This is a genomic window from Nesterenkonia cremea, assembly GCF_014642675.1.
Classification (GTDB): Bacteria; Actinomycetota; Actinomycetes; order Actinomycetales; family Micrococcaceae; genus Nesterenkonia; species Nesterenkonia cremea.
Genome location: NZ_BMIS01000001.1, coordinates 263676 through 279162, shown reverse-complemented (window position 1 = coordinate 279162; position 15487 = coordinate 263676). Strand labels below are relative to the sequence as shown.

The following is a 15487-nucleotide window of genomic DNA, read 5'->3' as shown; positions in this document are numbered from 1 at the left end:
ACAAGTGTAGAGGTGCGGACCCCGACGCCGGCAGCGGCTCAGGCGTGGCCGGCGTCGACGGCCTCCTCCACCTTCTTCTCGAACTCGCGCAGCTCCTCCGGCAGCATCCACTGGTTGCGGTCGCTGTAGCGCCGCGCCACGGCGGCGTAGGCCGACTCCTGCTCGAAGAGCTCCTTGACGGCGTCCACCTCCTGATTGGCGGTGATCGCGAGGATCGGGCCGCCAGGCAGGTGCACCCGCAGATTCGCCAGCCCGAACTTCCGCTTGATCGGCCCCTGGGTGATCCCCAGCGACTGGATCCGCTCATGCGGGACCATGCTGAGGATCCGCAGGGCCACGCCGTCACGGATCATCAGGGCGGTGGGCGTGGCACAGAACCCACGACGACGCCGCACCAGGGGGTCGAAGATCCAGGCCCGACGCGGCACCTCGGTGAAGCCGCCGCGGGTCCCCCAGCCTCTCACGCCCTCGCGGAAGAGGGCCTCCGGGTTCTCCACCTGCAGGTCCGGGAACATCTCGGCCGCCACGGCCATGACATCCTCGAACCGCCCCACCGGCAGCAGCGTGTTCCGCTGCCCGGCAGTGCCGTAGCCGGCCACGCTCACGACCATCCGGTACCAGCCGAAGGGCTTCCACAGCACAGTCTGTTGGATCTGGATGGCCTGCACACGCCCCGGCGGGACAGTCTGCGTAGTGGTCTCCAGCAGGCCGTACTTCAGCCGCAGGCCGGCCTCAGTCATCGTGGCGGTGAAGCCGTAGCCCTTGCTGAAGCCCTGGTAGTAGACCGCCAGCAGACCGATCAGCGCCGGCAGCAGCGTAGGCGCCACGCTGATCAGCTCCCCCACACTGAAGTCCTCCCGCAGCTCGGCCAGGGCGGCCCCGATGCCGCCGTCTGTGGTCACCACGAGCGCGATCGCCCCTCCGGTGAAGGAGAGCGCGACCACCAGCAGCAGCAACAGTGTCCCCACCCCCATCAGCACCGAGCCGATCAGGCGCCCGGTGGGGACCCGGGTGATCTGCCGGTCAGGGGTGTGGTGGGCGGCGGGGGCAGGCCCTGCGGGAGGGTGCTCGGTGGGCTGCTGCCCGGCAGCACCTTCGACCGCGCCCTGCGGCTCGGCCTCGGGGCGGTCGCTGCCGGGCGCGTCACCGGGGGCGGGCTCGGCCCCCTCAGCAGGAGGCGCGGCGTCGGCGTCGGGACGCCGTGTGCGCTGGGCCAGCTCCTCCCTGCCGGAGGCGCGGTCCATGATCTCGGCGCGCAGCTCCTCGGCCTCGGACTTCCTCAGGAAGGCCAGTGTGGCCGCGGTGCCGTCGCCCTCGGCCACCTCGAACTTCAGCTCGGCCAGTCGGGTGAGCCGTGCGGCCAGGGGCTGCCGCAGGTCAACGGCCTGGACCCTGTCGATCCGGGCCTGGCGGTGCTGGCGCACGAAGATCCCGGACTTCACCATCACGTGGTCGGCGGTGACCTTATAGCGGGTGAACCACCAGGAGAGCACGAAGCCCACAAAGATGCAGAGGATGAGCAGCAGGGCGCCGCCGGAGCCGAAGACGTAGGGCAGCGGATTCCGCTCCACACTGGCCACCAGCTCGCCGGAGCGCCACAGGTCCCAAAGGTCCCGCCACATCTGCCAGTTGTAGCCGAAGACGATCACCGGCACGGCGGCCACCGTCACCCAGCCGCGCACGAAGGGGCTCAGCGGGTGGACACGGGTCCAGGTCTCGTCGAACCAGGGCTCACCAGCGCCGGCGCCGTCCTCGATCGGCTCCTCCGGCGCACTCTCCTCCGGCCGGGCCTCCTCAGCCTCGACCGGCTCCTCAGCGCGGCCCTCAGCCTCGGTCTGCTCCCACTCGTTCTGCGGATCGGTCATACCGGGCCTCACAGACCGGCCAGGCGGGCCTGGCCTCGGACGGAGAGCTCTTCACGCAGACGGGCGCCCTCCTTGCGGACCACTCCGGGGATGGAGGCGTCGGTGGCTGAGGATGCCGTCTTCAGCTGCACCGTGCACAGCCCGAACTTCCGCATCAGCGGACCCGCCTGGATGTCCACGTACTGCAGGCGGCCGTAGGGCACGGCCTCCAGCTTCTGGAAGAGGATGCCGCGGCGGATCAGCAGGTCATCCTCACGCTCGTGATAGCCGATGGCGCGGGCCTGCCGGGGGATCAGCGCGATGTCCACGGCCGCCCAGATCACCAGGACCACGCCCACCGGGATGCTCAGCCAGAGCGGGATCCCTCCGATGATGTCCAGCGCGTCGAGCACCAGCGGGGTGCCCACTGCGGCGAAGACCGCCAGCCATCCGAGCACGCCGCTGATGAACCCGACTGGGATGTACTTCTCGTCCACCCGGGTCCACTCGACCCCTGCCGGGTCGATGGGCTCATTGGCTGCCTCAGGTCGCTCCGCGGGCATACCCCTCCTCTGGTCTCTGCGCGGGCGGTCCGCCCTCGCCGTAGCTGTATCCGTCTCCGGGGCCGGCAGATCCGCCCTCATCCGGTGGGATGCGGCAGAGCTGCTCGACCACAAACCCAATGATGACCCAGATCAGTCCGCCGATGATCATCATCAGGGATGAACCTGCATTGGGGGCGCTCAGCCCTGCGGCGGGTCCCAGGTCCACCAGGACTCCGGCGTGCCAGCCGGCGATCAGCGCCCCGGCGTATCCGCAGGCCTGCGCGGCGGCCACCACACGCACGGCCTGCAGCGGGTGCAGTCGGCGCGGCTTGGCAGGTCCCGACGCCGGCTGCTCACCTGATCCGCGCAGACCCTGCTCCCGCAGGCGCCGCTGCTCGTCCCGACGACGCCGGGCCTGGGTGATGTGCCGCTGGTCCCGCCACACCAGCAGGCCCAGGAGCAGCACCACTGCCCCGATCCCCGCCAGCGTGACGGCCGAGGACATGGGCAGCACCGGGGAGCCGTAGCCCTGGGAGAGCATGAACACTGTGGCGCAGAGGCCCAGCAGCGCGGCTGAGGCGCTGATCATCAGGAGCCATCCCGGCCGCAGTCGGTTCATAGCTGGGTGACGTCTCCGGCGTCATCGGCCTGCTCGGCAAGCTCACGCACCGGGGTGCCCTCCAGCAGCGCCACCGGGTCCATCCAGGACCAGGGCAGCAGCACGAAGCCCCGTTGGGCGGCGCGCGGATGCGGGACGGTCAGTCGGGGGGAGGTGATCTCGGCCACGGCGTAGGTGATGATGTCCAGGTCGAGCGTGCGGGGACCCCAGCGCTGCTCGCCGGCCTCCTCGCCGCGGGCGCGGTGGTGGTCGGCCTCGATCTGCTGAAGCAGGTCCAGCAGGGCGTGCGGGGAACGCGTGGTCTCCACCTCGAGGACCTGGTTCAGGTAGTCGGGCTGACCCTCTGGCCCACCCACCGGCTTGGTCTGGGCCACCGGGGAGGAGTTGACCACCTCGACGCCGTCGGCCTCGCCCAGGGAGCGCACGGCGGAGGCGAGCAGCTCGGCGGGGGCGCCGAGGGCGGCGTCGGGAAGGTTGGATCCCAGCGCGATGACCGCGCGGACCGGGAAGTCCGCGGGCAGCTCAGGGTCACGGGTGCCCTGGGGCAGCTCCAGCTGGGTGCCGGCCGGGACCCAGACGGTCTCGTGGCCGGCGCGGTCGCCCCCCTCCTCGTCGTAGACGGTGGCCAGATCAGCCAGGGAGACGCGGCGGTAGGGGCCCACCTGGTCGGCCTCGGCCTCAGCGGCGGGCGCTGCGGCCTCGCCCTCAGCGCTGCGGGTGCGTTCCACGGTGACCGAGACGTCGGTGAAACTCTGCTCCAACGGAGCCTGGGGCTTGTGCACGGTGATCTCCACGCCCTCGATCCGGGCGTCGAGGAGCAGGATGCGCTGAGCGATGCTCTCGGCCAGGCCTTCGATGAGTTCGAAGGGACGGCCGGTGACGGAGTCTTCGATGAGCTCGGCGACGCCGGCGTAGGAGACCGTGTCCTCCAGGTTGTCGCTGCGTCCGGCCGCCTGCAGATCCAAGGAGAGGACTGCGTCCACGCGGAAGGGCTGCCCCTGTGACTTCTCGAAGTCGAGGACGCCGTGGAAGCCCTCTGCTGTGATGCCTGTCAGCCGGACGGTATCGCTCATAGTCCAACTCTCTCAGACTCTTCGGCCCCTTGTTCAGGGATTCTGATGCTTCTCCCCCCGAAATCTCCAGTCTCGCCGGAACCACCGGGTGATGCGAACGATTCTGACTCCAGAATGCACCATTGGAGCTGAGCGTGCCGAGCCGTACAGTGCCGGTATGGGCCACGGACACTCACATGCACACCACGACGCCGGCTCCGGCCACCGCGGACGGCTGGCGATCGCGTGCGCGATCACCGTGGGGATCGTGGCAGCCCAGGCCCTCGGAGCCTGGATGACCGGGTCCTTGGCCCTGCTGACCGATGCGGTGCATTCGCTGACCGACAGCATCGGGCTGATCGTAGCGCTGATCGCGGCCAGCCTGATGTTCCGGGCTGCGACGCCGCAGCGCACCTGGGGCTTCCGTCGGGTGGAGATCCTGGCCGGGTTCGGTCAGGCCGCACTGCTGCTGGGCATCGGCGTCTATGCGGCGGTGGAGGGCATCGGTCGGTTGGGCGCTCCCCCGCAGATCCCGCATGTGGAGCTGCTGATCTTCGGCGCCATCGGCCTGGCCGGCAACATCGCCTCGCTGACGGTGCTGGCCTCGGGCCGGCGGGCGAACTTCAATATGCGCGCTGCCTTCCTGGAGGTCCTGGCTGACGCACTGGGCTCGCTGGGCGTGATGGCCGCTGCCGTGGTGATCTGGCTGACCGGCTGGCAGCAGGCCGATGCCGTGGCGGGTCTGCTGATCGCCGCGCTGATCATCCCGCGGGCGCTGGTGCTGCTGCGCGAGACCGCCCGGATCCTGCTGGAGTTCGCCCCGCGTGGGCTGGACCTGGAGGAGGTCCGCCAGCACATGCTGGAGCTGGAGCATGTCCAGGAGGTTCATGATCTGCATGCCTCCACAGTGGCCACGGGGCTGCCGGTGCTCTCGGCTCATGTGGTGGTGGACGACTCCTGCTTCCGCGAGGGCTGCGTCCCGGAGATCCTGACCCAGCTGAAGGACTGTGTGGCGGAGCATTTCGAGGTGGCCGTGGAACATTCGACCTTTCAGCTGGAGACCGGCTCCATCGCTGAGAAGGAGACCCACGCTCACTTCTGAGGAGCTCCGCTTCAGGCGGTTCGAGCTGGAGGGGGCGGGTCAGACCCCAGTCCGCGCTAATGGCCGGTGCAGATCCGGTGGGTGACGGCGACGGCGTCGGCGCTGGGCCGCACGGCATGGACCCGAACCGCCCAGGCGCCGTGCTGGGCGGCCTGCCCGGAGAGCACCGCGGTGGCGGTGTCGCGCTCCTCGGCGGGGCGCGGTCTGCCCTCCGCGTCAGTGAGCAGTGTCTTCAAGAAGCCCTTCCGGGAGGCTCCGAAGAGCATCCGGTGCCGGACCCCGTCATGCTCCAGCTCGGTGAAGCGGCCCAGGTTTCGGATGAGCTCCCAGTTCTGCTCATGGGTCTTGGCGAAGCCGATCCCCGGATCCAGGATGATCTGTTCAGGCTCGACGCCGGCATCGACGTACCAGCCGCGGATCTGGAGCAGCTCGTCGATCACCTCGTCGACGACGTCGTCGTAGTCAGTCTTGGACTGCATGGTCTGGGCGTCGCCGCGATTGTGCGTGATGATGATCGGGCAGCCGGCCTGGACGATGACCTGGGGCATCTGCTCGTCGGTGAGCAGTCCGGAGACATCGTTGATGATCAGCTCGGAGGCCCGGTCCCCGGCCAGCTGCAGGGCGGCCCAGGCCGTGGCGGCGTGACGGGTGTCCAGGGAGACCGGGAGGCCGCGGGCCAGAAACAGCTCCTCCAGCACCGGCAGGATCCGGCGCTGTTCCTCCTCAGGGCTGACCGGGTCCGCGCCCGGGCGGGTGGACTCCCCACCGATGTCGAGCAGGTCAGCGCCCTCAGTGAGCATGCGATCGGCCTGGGCCAGGGCGGTCTCGGTGCTGCTGTGGCGCCCGCCGTCGGAGAAGGAGTCCGGGGTGAGGTTGAGGATCCCCATGATGAGGGTCCGCTGCGGAGGGGGCATCGGGGTTGTGGTCATCTCTGCTCGAGGTTCTCCAGGGCCTCACTTGTGGAGGATGAGGCTCATCGCCTCGGAGCGGGTGGCGGAGTCGCGGAGCTGGCCGCGCACGGCGGAGGTGATGGTCTTGGCACCGGGTTTGGAGACCCCACGCATGGACATGCACAGGTGCTCGCCCTCGATGACCACGATGGCGCCCTGGGGCTCCAGGTGCTCCACCAGGGCGTCGACCACCTGGGTGGTCAGCTGCTCTTGGATCTGCGGGCGTTTGGCGAAGATGTCCACCAGCCGGGCGAGCTTGGACAGGCCGGTGACCTTGCCCTCCGGGGAGGGGATGTAGCCGATGTGGGCGTGGCCGTAGAAGGGAACCAGGTGGTGCTCACACATGGAGTAGAAGGGAACGTCCCGGACCAGGACGAGCTCCTCATGTCCGATGTCGAAGGTGGTGCCCAGCAGTTCGGCGGGGTCCTGGGTCAGGCCTTTGAAGGATTCCTCGTAGGCGCGGGCCACCCGGGCGGGGGTGTCCTTCAGGCCCTCGCGGTCCGGGTCCTCGCCCACGGCGAGCAGGATCTCGCGGACGGCGGCCTCGATGCGTGGGAGGTCCACTCCGCCGTGGCGGGGCGTCTCATCCTCCAGCGTGAACTCAGACATCTGAGTCCTCCTCCTGCTGATCCTGCGGCTCGTCCCGCTGTGCGAGCACCTGCGGCTGCTCGGGCTCGTCCCGCTCGTCCTCCGGGACGACCTCAGAGGTGACGGTAATGGGGCGGTCCGGGGACGATTCCCAGACCTGGCGGACCGGGCGCTTCGTCACGTCCTCGAAGATCTCGGCCACCTCATGGGCGTTGAGAGTCTCCACACGCAGCAGCTCCTCGGCCAGGCGGTCCAGGATGTGGCGGTTCTCGTAGAGAGCCCAATAGGCCTCATCGTGGGCCTCCTCGATGATGGCGCGCACCTCGGCGTCCACCACAGCGGCCAGGTCCTCGGAGTATTCTCTGCCGGAGGCCATCTCCTTGCCCAGGAAGGGGCTGGTGTCCCCGGAGCCCAGCTTCACGGAGCCGACCTTGGCGGACATGCCGTATTCGGTCACCATCTTCCGGGCGGTGTCAGTTGCCTTCTGGATGTCGTTGGCGGCACCTGTGGAGGGGTCGTGGAAGATCAGCTCCTCGGCCACGCGCCCGCCCATGGCGTAGGCGATCTGGTCCAGCAGCTCATTGCGGGTGGTGGAGTATTTGTCGTCCTCGGGGATGACCATCGTGTAGCCCAGGGCACCACCGCGGGGGAGAATGGTGATCTTGGTGACCGGGGCAGAGTAGTTCAGCGCCGCAGCCACCAGGGCGTGGCCGCCCTCGTGGTAGGCGGTCACCCTCCGCTCATGCTCCTTCATCAGGCGGGTGCGTTTCTGCGGGCCGGCCATGACGCGGTCGATGGCCTCATCGATGGCGCGGTCATCGACCAAGTCCGCATTGGAGCGAGCGGTCAGCAGCGCGGCCTCGTTGAGGACGTTTGCCAGGTCAGCACCGGTGTAGCCCGGGGTCTTGCGGGCCACAGCTGCCAGGTCCACTTCCTCCACGAGCGGCTTGCCCTTGGAATGGACCTCCAGGATGGCCCTGCGGCCGGCGAAATCGGGCGCCTCCACGGGGATCTGCCGGTCGAAACGGCCCGGGCGCAGCAGTGCGGGGTCCAGGACGTCGGGCCGGTTGGTGGCGGCGATGACGATGATGTTGGCGTTCGCCTCAAAGCCGTCCATCTCCACCAGCAGCTGGTTCAGCGTCTGCTCGCGCTCATCGTTGCCACCGCCCACGCCGGCGCCGCGCTGGCGGCCTACGGCGTCGATCTCATCGACGAAGATGATGGCCGGGGAGTTCTCCTTGGCCTGTTTGAACAGGTCGCGGACGCGGGAGGCGCCGACGCCGACGAACATCTCTACGAAGTCAGAGCCGGAGATGGAGTAGAAGGCGCCGCCGGCCTCACCGGCCACAGCCTTGGCCAGCAGGGTCTTACCGGTGCCGGGCGGGCCATAGAGCAGCACACCCTTGGGGATCTTGGCTCCCAGGCGCTGGAACTTCTCGGCCTCGGCCAGGAACTCCTTGATCTCGTGGAGCTCCTCCACCGCCTCCTCAGCGCCGGCGACGTCGGAGAAGTTCACCTCCGGCATGTCCTTGTCGAACTGTTTGGCCTTGGACTTGCCGAACTGCATCATCCGGCCGCCGCCGCCCGACATGCGGGTGAGCAGCCAGATGAACAGCAGCGCGATGATCAGGAAGGGGATCATGAACCCGAGCATGGAGAGCAGCCAGTTCGACTGCTCCGGCTCATCGGTGTATCCCTCAAGATCGGCCTCAGCGATGGCGTCCGCCACCGTCTCAGCGCGCGCCTGGGAGAAGTAGAAGTGGACGAGATCGCCCAGATCGTCGCCATCCTGCTCGTAGGCCTCCTCGAGCTGCAGCTCGACGCGGTGGTCGCCGTCGTCGATCTGCGCCTCAGTGACCTGGCCGTCCTGGATCAGCTCCATGCCGACGTTGGTGTCCACACGCTCGCCGCCGCTGCCGGTGTTGAACAGCAGAGGCACCACGAGCATGAGCCCGGCCACCGCCAGGATGATCCAGAAGAACGGACCGGTGAAGATCTTCTTGAAGTTCATGCAGCTCCGTCATACGCGCTGAGGAAAAGTCTGACTCATACGGTACTGGACGCCGCTGACATGGGTGGGTGCCAGGGCGTAAAGTTCGCGCCTGGCAGAGCGGCGGTGCAGGTGGGGGCGAGGCCCAGACGCAGAAATGCCGCGAGCTTTCGGCATTGCCGCGAGATATAACTCGCGGCGTTGCAGAAAGCTCACGGCAATTGCGCTCCAGCAGGGCTCACACGATCAGCTCGTCCCGCCGGGGATCACTCGTAGATATGCGGAGCCAGAATCCCGATGACGTCCAGGTTCCGGTACTGCTCCGCGAAGTCCAGGCCGTAGCCGACCACGAACTTGTTGGGGATGTCCATGCCGACGTACTTCACGTCGATGTCCACCTTCACGGCGTCAGGCTTGCGCAGCAGAGTGCAGATCTCCACCGAGGCCGGGCCGCGCGACTCCAGGTTGGACTTCAGCCAGGACAGGGTCAGGCCGGAATCGATGATGTCCTCCACGATGAGCACGTGGCGGTTCATCAGGTCGGCGTCGAGGTCCTTCAGGATGCGGACCACGCCGGAGGACTTGGTGCCGGAGCCGTAGGAGGAGACCGCCATCCAGTCCATGGTCACGTGGGACTTCAGCGCTCGGGACAGATCGGCCATGACCATGACCGCGCCCTTGAGCACTCCTACCAGCAGGACGTCCTTGCCTTCGTAGTCCCGGTCGATCTGAGCTGCGAGCTCTCTGATCTTCTCGTCGATCTCTTCCTTGGTGTAGAGGACTTCGGTGAGATCGTCTTTGACGTCCTGGGCATCCATGAGTGCTGAGCTGCTCCTCGATATGGCGGTAGTTCTGCAGGATTCCGCCCCTAGCGGCGGGGTCCGAGGACAAGTTTTCCATAATCCGACGTATCTCGCGTGCCTCGTTCGGCCCTGACATGACCCTCCAGCTCCACCGGACCGGCCGAACCCTGCCGAACCAGCAGCTGTTCCACCGCCGCGATCCGCTCGCTGGACGGGTTGGACCCCCCGACGGCGACCACAGCCAAGGCGATCACCCGACGCCGGATGGCAGGCGACTCCGCAACGAGTCGTTCCAGGTCAAGCCGCAGGTCGCCCTGCTCATCAGGGTCCTCCAGCAGCCGTGCGAAGGCCTCCTTGGCCTGGGCCTCCAGATAGGCCGCATCCTCTGCAGCGATCTGCGCGGTCCGCGCCAGCGACTCTCGGATGGACCCGCTGAGCCGCTGCTCCAGAGTGGGGAGGATCTCGGTGCGGATCCGCGATCTCAGGTACTTGGGATCGGCATTGGCCGGGTCCTCCCACCAGCTCAGACCCTCATGGGTGCAGACGGCCTCCGTCTCCTTGCGGCTGAGCCCCAGCAGCGGACGCAGGAAGGGGCCGCGCCGGGCCGGGATCCCCGCCAACGAGCGAGTCCCGGATCCCCGGGCCAGCCCCAGCAGCACCTGTTCGGCTTGGTCATCCCGGGTGTGGGCCAGCAGGATGTGGGCCGCCCCGGTCTCGGCGAGCGCCTGCCCGAACGCCCGGTAGCGTGCGCTGCGCGCCGCCGCCTCCGGCCCGTCGGGGCTGGAGGGATCGACGTCGGCGGCCAGGGTGAGCACTGGGTCCAGCCCCAGATCGCGCAGCTGAGCGGCCGCCTTCGCAGTGATCTCCGCACTGTCAGGGTGCAGCTGATGATCCACCACGACGCCGCCCACACGCGCCTGACCGCGCCGGACGTGATGTGCAGCCGCTGCGACCAGCGCCAGCGAGTCTGCACCTCCGGAGCAGGCGATGAGGGCCAGCTTCTCGGCCTCGAGCACCCCGCCCACAGCGGCGCGTGCACGGTTCACGGCCTCGGGAAGCTTAGGCATGCTCGGGCAGGACCCGCTGGATCCAGGCGTCGGGGTCATGCAGCTCATCCTCCGTGGGGAGGTGCTCGGGCTTCTCCCAGATGCGGTTGAACTGCTCCATGCCCACGGCCTCGACGATGTGGCCCACGAACTTCTGGCCGTCACGGTACTGGGCGGCCTTCACATCGAGCTGAAGCAGCTTGCGGATGAAGTTCTCCAACGGGCCGCGGTTGCGTCCGCGCTCTTCGAACCGGCGGCGAATGGTCTTCACTGTGGGCACGATGGTGTGGTCCACCGCGTCCATGACCACATTGGCATGACCTTCCAGCAGGGACATCACCGCAGTCAGATGCGACATCGTGGCCCGGTCCTCCGGGCTCTGGATGGCCGCGAGCAGGCGGTTCCGCGGGGATCCTGAGGGAGCCGGTCCGGAGGAGGCGGGGAGATCACCGTCGGGCTCAGTGCCCTGCCCTGTGTCCTGCTCCGCCCCCTTGCGCAGTCCTTTGAGCGCCTCAACCAGCTTCTCCGGGACGCTGTCGGCCTGGCTCATGGTGTTGACGGAGAGTTCGGTGATCTTGGTCTTCAGGTGATCGGCCAGCCAGGGTGCGGCCGCGAACTGCACCCGGTGGGTCTGCTCGTGCAGGCAGACCCAGAGCCGGAAGTCCTCGGGCACCACGTTGAGCTCGCGCTGGACCTCCACGATGTTCGGCGCCACCAGCATCAGCCGGTTCTGCTGGAAGGGCTCGAACTGGCCGAGCACCTTGGCGGAGAGGAAGGAGAGGATCCCGCCGAGCTCGGCACCGGTGACCGCCGAGCCGAAGACCTGCGCGCTGGACCTCTGCCCGCCTCCGGCTCCCTGGGCCACCTCGGGCTTGCGCTCCACGGCGGCAGCAAGAGCCGGGGCGAGCAGCTCGCGGAAGCTCTCCGCATTGGCCTTCGCCCAGCCCCGTCGGTCCACCACCAGGGTCTCGCCGGTCTCAGCACCCAGCTCACGGGCGGCCTCCAGCTGGGTGATCCGGTGGACATGCCCGACGGCGGCCTCGGCGGCCTCGCGCAGCGCGGCGACCTCCGCGGCGGCCTCCTGCGGCTTCATCCGAGGGCCGGGGGCGGCGAGCTTGGCCGCCGTCGTGGTCGCCAGCTCCCAGCTGATCAGCAGATCGGCTGCCTGTTCCTCGGTGAGTGTCTCCTCGCTCATGCACCCATCACACCACAGAGGGATAGGGCACAGATATGCCGAGTGGCACGCCTGAGTGGACAGAAGCGTGCTCCGACCACCCAGACGCGCCACTCAAGGAATGTGCAGACTGCTCAGCTCACCTCGACGTAGACCGTATCGGCGAACATGTCCGGATCCACGGAGATCACACCGTCCTCGATGTCCTCCGAGGGGACGTGCAGGGCGAAGTTCCCGGTCTCGGAGGCCCCCTCGTACAGGGTGGCCATGCGGTCGAAGCCCTCGGGCTCCACCACAGCTCGGTCCGTGGTTCCGAAGGTGTTCCCCTCCGGGGAGACGTAGGAGACGCTGACCCAGGGGGTGGCGCCGTCGGGGTCCTCACCGGTGTAGGTGGCGGTGACGTTGACCAGGATGTAGGTGTGGCCCTCATCGGCGGCCTCGTTGTAGGGGTTCTCCTCCGCGATGGCCGCATCCGCGTCCAGGTCCACACTGTTGATGGTGACCGTCCAGTCGGAGGAGGATAGCTCAGAGCCCAGCGTGTAGGGGTTGCTCCGGGCGCCCAAGTCTTCATCCTCGTCGGAGGACGCCTCTGCGCCTTCACCGTCCTCTTCAGCGGCGGCCGGCTGCTCCTCTGCGCCGTTCTGGTCCTCGGTCTCCTCAGCGCCCTCATCCTCCTGGGGCTCGCTGGCGGTGGTCTCATCGGTGAAGGCCTCATCGAAGGCGTCGGTCACCACAGCAAAGAACACGATGACCCCGATGATGGTGCCGACCACCGAGACGATCAGCCCCGCGATGCCGGCCCCGCGCCGCTTGCCCTGCAGGAACAGCGAGACAAGGGAGAGCACGAAAGCGATGGGCAGCAGGATCCAGCCGAGGATCAGCGCACCGGGCACACAGGCGAAGATCGCGCCCAGGATGGCCGTGATCAGCGCGATGAGGCCCAGTACGTTGCGGCCGGGTCTCTGAGACCCGGAGCCGTTGGTCTCGGGGAGGTGTTCGGGGGCTGGAGCGGACATGGGGGTACCTGCGCTTTCTTCGGTGTCGAATGTGATTCGGTGATCAGGTGACCAGGTGGTCGAGTGATGCACGTCGGTGTGCTCTTCCGAGCCTTCCGAAGTCTGGGTCTTTCCGGGACGTCGGATCAGGCGGACCGGGGTGCCCGATCGGGCATCTGTCTCTGACCGATCCGCGCTCAGAGATGTCGGTGGACCTCCATAGACTGACTGAATGCTCCCCCGAAAGCGGCTCCACCCGGCTCTCCGCCTGCTGATCTCTGCGCAGATCGTCACCCTCATGATCTTCATCGGGCTGCTGGTGCTGGTCTCAGCGGCCATGACCTCCCCGGCCACCATGGATCCGGAGACCGACGAGATCACCGACGCCGGCGCGATCACTGCCTTCTTCGGCATGCTGATCCTGCTGACCCTGCCCTGGTACCGCCGGGCGCCGCTGGTGCCGATGATCTGCGGAGCCGCCGGAGTGTTCGTCCTGCAGACCGACCCCTTCGTGCTCGCGGTGGGGCTGACAGTGTGGATGGTGCGGTGCCGCCGCCGGTGGCAGTGGGCCGTGGCCGGCGTCGGGCTGGCGCTGATCCCGCTCAGCGCGGTGATCCATCTGCTGCGGCTGGGCGACTGGCCGGATGAGGACTACCAACAGACCGGACGCATGCTGGTGACCTGCCTGACCGTGATCTGCCTGGGCCTGGTGCTGGGCATCTCCCTGTGGGCGCGGCAGCGGCGCTCCACCCAGCGGGCCCAGGCGGATGCGCAGTCGGCACAGCACAGCAGCGAGCAGCTCTCCGATGAGCTGACCCGCCGGCGTGAGCGCGAGGACCTGGCCAGGGAGGTCCATGACACCTTGGCCGGGCGGCTCTCCGGGCTGTCGCTGCAGGTCGGGAGCCTGGAGCAGACCGCCCAGCGCGGGGATGAGGAGCAGCTCGACGATGCTCTGCGGACCACCCGCCGCTACGCCGATCAGGCGCTGACGGACCTACGGATCCTGCTGGCCTCGCTGCGGGAATCCGGCGCCTCCTCCGCAGCTCCGGCCCAGACCCCGGCCGGCATCCCGGACCTGCAGGACATCCTCGACGACGCCGCCGCCTCCGGACTGGACATCCGCCCCTACATCCTGCTGGACGGCTACTCCGGAGCACCGGCCGCGCTGCAGCGGGCGATCCTGCGGATCACTCAGGAGGCGCTGACCAATGCCCTGCGGCACAGCGCGGACCAGGTGGTCCGGATGAGCCTCACCGGGAACCCGCAGCAGGGGGTGCGCCTGGGGTTCGGCAACCGGGCCGGGGCGGCGTCGGGCTTCTCCGGAGGCTCACAGACCGGGCTGATCGGCATCCGTGAGCGGGCCGAGCTGCTGGGCGGATCCGTAGAGGTCCGGCACGAGGGCGAGGAGTTCAGCCTCGCAGTGATGCTGCCCTGGGTGGCGGAGGGAGCGGTGTCCGCCGAGTGAGGGGGTGCCGGCCGGTAGACTCCTGGACGTGCAGATCACGGCAGTCATGGTGGACGACGAGACGCTCGTCCTCGATTCTCTGGAACGCATCCTCGGCCGCGAGGAGGACATCGCCGTCGTCGGCCGTGCGACCACCGGGCCTGAGGCGATCCGGGCCGTGCGCACCCACCGTCCGGATGTGGTGCTGATGGACCTGCTGCTCAAGGGCGATATGGACGGAGTGGAGGCCACCCGGCGGATCCGGAACGGGCTGAACCCGCCGGCAGTGTTGGCGGTGACCAGCTTCGACACCGACGCCTATATGCGTGGCGCCCTGGACGCCGGTGCCACCGGTTTCCTGCTGAAGAACGATGCCACCACATCCCTTGCGGAGGGGATCCGAATGGCCCACGCCGGGGACCCGATGATCTCCCCGGCGCTGACCTCGCGGCTGATCGCCACCTATGTGACGCCCCCGGCAGATCCGGTATGCGATGCCGCACGGCGGCAGGTGTCCGGGCTCTCCGAGCGGGAGATCGAAGTCGCCCACCTGGTGGGCGCGGGCAGGACCTATGAGGAGATCGCCCGGCGGCTGTTCATCTCCCCCAGCACGGTCAAGAGCACCATCGGACGCGGCATGAGCAAGGCCGGCGCGGATTCCGGCGCCCAGCTGGCGGTGCTGGTGGCCCAGGCCCGGTTAGACCTGCTGGAGCGCTGAGCCTGCTGGAGCGCTGAGTCCGGCGCTCATCCCTGTCTTGGCTCAGTCGCGGCCAAAGCGTTGAGGAAGCGGATGACTGTCTGGCGCTCGTCCCCGCTCAGCTCGGCGGCCACCCGGAGCCGCTCGGCATGGTTGCGGCCCACCGATTCACGCGCTGCGCGCTGGGTCTCCTCGGTGACCTCAACAGTGGTGCTCCTGCGATCCAGAGGGTGCGGAGCCCTGCGGATGTGTCCGCCCTGGGCCAAGCGGTCCAGCAGCTTGGTGACCGAGGGCATGGAGATTCCCAGATGCTCGGCGAGGCGCCGCGGAGTCGTCAGTTCGCCGGAACGCTGGGAAGCCACGGCAAGCCGAATGGCTCGCATATCGGTCTCGCCGAGGTTCATGTAAAGGCGTGAGGCCTCGCTCATGCGCCGCTCAGCCCGGCGCCAACGTCCCAGCGCCTCCAGGACGGCCACAGCACCGTCGAGGTCTTCCTCCGACAACTCTCCATGGGCTATAAGCTCACCTGCAGGGTCCATGACCCGCGGATCCACCATGGAAGGATCCGGATGCTCGGGTCTCGATGCATCGCCCAACTGGACAGAACCTCCAACTACTGCGCTAAGCTAATTATTAGC

At 68.2% G+C, this 15487-nt stretch carries 15 protein-coding genes; 3 read left to right on the top strand and 12 right to left on the bottom strand.

The genetic code is table 11. The features are described 5' to 3' along the window. Positions 1-38: 38 nt before the first annotated feature. The 4 genes from IEW85_RS01290 to folK are packed head-to-tail and all read right to left on the bottom strand — an operon-like array spanning position 39 to position 4081. Positions 39-1865 (bottom strand): PH domain-containing protein, encoded by a 1827-nt coding sequence (locus tag IEW85_RS01290; RefSeq protein ID WP_188682164.1) that lies wholly within the window; start codon positions 1863-1865, stop codon positions 39-41. Between the two features lie 8 nt (positions 1866-1873). Next, complete coding sequence (locus IEW85_RS01285; RefSeq protein WP_188682163.1) at positions 1874-2407, bottom strand: PH domain-containing protein; 534 nt, start codon at positions 2405-2407, stop codon at positions 1874-1876. Then, complete coding sequence (locus tag IEW85_RS01280; RefSeq protein WP_188682162.1) at positions 2388-2978, bottom strand: DUF3180 domain-containing protein; 591 nt, start codon at positions 2976-2978, stop codon at positions 2388-2390. The genes IEW85_RS01285 and IEW85_RS01280 overlap by 20 nt, the downstream gene beginning before the upstream one ends. Before the next feature lie 26 nt (positions 2979-3004). Continuing rightward, entirely contained in the window at positions 3005-4081 is a 1077-nt protein-coding gene (gene folK / locus IEW85_RS01275; protein ID WP_188682161.1) for a 2-amino-4-hydroxy-6-hydroxymethyldihydropteridine diphosphokinase, read from the bottom strand. Positions 4082-4238: 157 nt separating this feature from the next. Between folK and IEW85_RS01270 the strand changes: the two genes are divergently transcribed. Continuing rightward, complete coding sequence (locus tag IEW85_RS01270) at positions 4239-5162, top strand: cation diffusion facilitator family transporter (protein WP_188682160.1); 924 nt, start codon at positions 4239-4241, stop codon at positions 5160-5162. Positions 5163-5218: 56 nt separating this feature from the next. Here the strand turns inward: IEW85_RS01270 and folP are convergent, their stop codons facing one another. From folP to IEW85_RS01235, 7 genes are all read right to left on the bottom strand, one after another. Further along, a complete protein-coding gene (gene folP, locus IEW85_RS01265) occupies positions 5219-6091 on the bottom strand; it encodes a dihydropteroate synthase (protein ID WP_188682159.1) in 873 nt (290 codons plus the stop codon). A gap of 24 nt (positions 6092-6115) precedes the next feature. After that, positions 6116-6721 (bottom strand): GTP cyclohydrolase I FolE, encoded by a 606-nt coding sequence (folE, locus tag IEW85_RS01260; RefSeq protein WP_188682158.1) that lies wholly within the window; start codon positions 6719-6721, stop codon positions 6116-6118. Beyond that, the gene (gene ftsH, locus IEW85_RS01255) at positions 6714-8711 is read right to left on the bottom strand and encodes an ATP-dependent zinc metalloprotease FtsH (RefSeq protein ID WP_188682157.1); all 1998 of its coding nucleotides are present in this window, start codon (positions 8709-8711) and stop codon (positions 6714-6716) included. Before ftsH ends, folE begins: the two co-directional genes overlap by 8 nt. 245 nt (positions 8712-8956) lie before the next feature. After that, complete coding sequence (gene hpt / locus IEW85_RS01250; protein WP_188682156.1) at positions 8957-9508, bottom strand: hypoxanthine phosphoribosyltransferase; 552 nt, start codon at positions 9506-9508, stop codon at positions 8957-8959. A gap of 50 nt (positions 9509-9558) precedes the next feature. Continuing rightward, positions 9559-10560 carry a tRNA lysidine(34) synthetase TilS gene (gene tilS, locus IEW85_RS01245; RefSeq protein ID WP_188682155.1) on the bottom strand — a complete coding sequence of 334 codons (1002 nt, stop codon included), beginning with the start codon at positions 10558-10560 and terminating at the stop codon, positions 9559-9561. Beyond that, complete coding sequence (locus IEW85_RS01240; protein WP_188682154.1) at positions 10553-11734, bottom strand: Rv3626c family coenzyme F420 biosynthesis-associated protein; 1182 nt, start codon at positions 11732-11734, stop codon at positions 10553-10555. Before IEW85_RS01240 ends, tilS begins: the two co-directional genes overlap by 8 nt. Positions 11735-11847: 113 nt before the next feature. Then, entirely contained in the window at positions 11848-12729 is an 882-nt protein-coding gene (locus IEW85_RS01235; RefSeq protein WP_229658690.1) for a DUF308 domain-containing protein, read from the bottom strand. A gap of 211 nt (positions 12730-12940) precedes the next feature. Here IEW85_RS01235 and IEW85_RS01230 point away from each other — a divergent pair, with 211 nt between their 5' ends. Together IEW85_RS01230 and IEW85_RS01225 are read left to right on the top strand one after the other, a co-directional pair. Beyond that, a complete protein-coding gene (locus tag IEW85_RS01230; RefSeq protein ID WP_188682153.1) occupies positions 12941-14173 on the top strand; it encodes a sensor histidine kinase in 1233 nt (410 codons plus the stop codon). 28 nt (positions 14174-14201) lie between these two features. Then, positions 14202-14870, top strand: coding sequence for a response regulator transcription factor (locus tag IEW85_RS01225; RefSeq protein ID WP_188682152.1), 669 nt, complete (start codon positions 14202-14204; stop codon positions 14868-14870). Between the two features lie 26 nt (positions 14871-14896). On the opposite strand, the gene IEW85_RS01220 is transcribed toward IEW85_RS01225, so the two are convergent. Beyond that, complete coding sequence (locus tag IEW85_RS01220; RefSeq protein ID WP_229658689.1) at positions 14897-15445, bottom strand: MarR family winged helix-turn-helix transcriptional regulator; 549 nt, start codon at positions 15443-15445, stop codon at positions 14897-14899. Positions 15446-15487 lie beyond the last annotated feature (42 nt).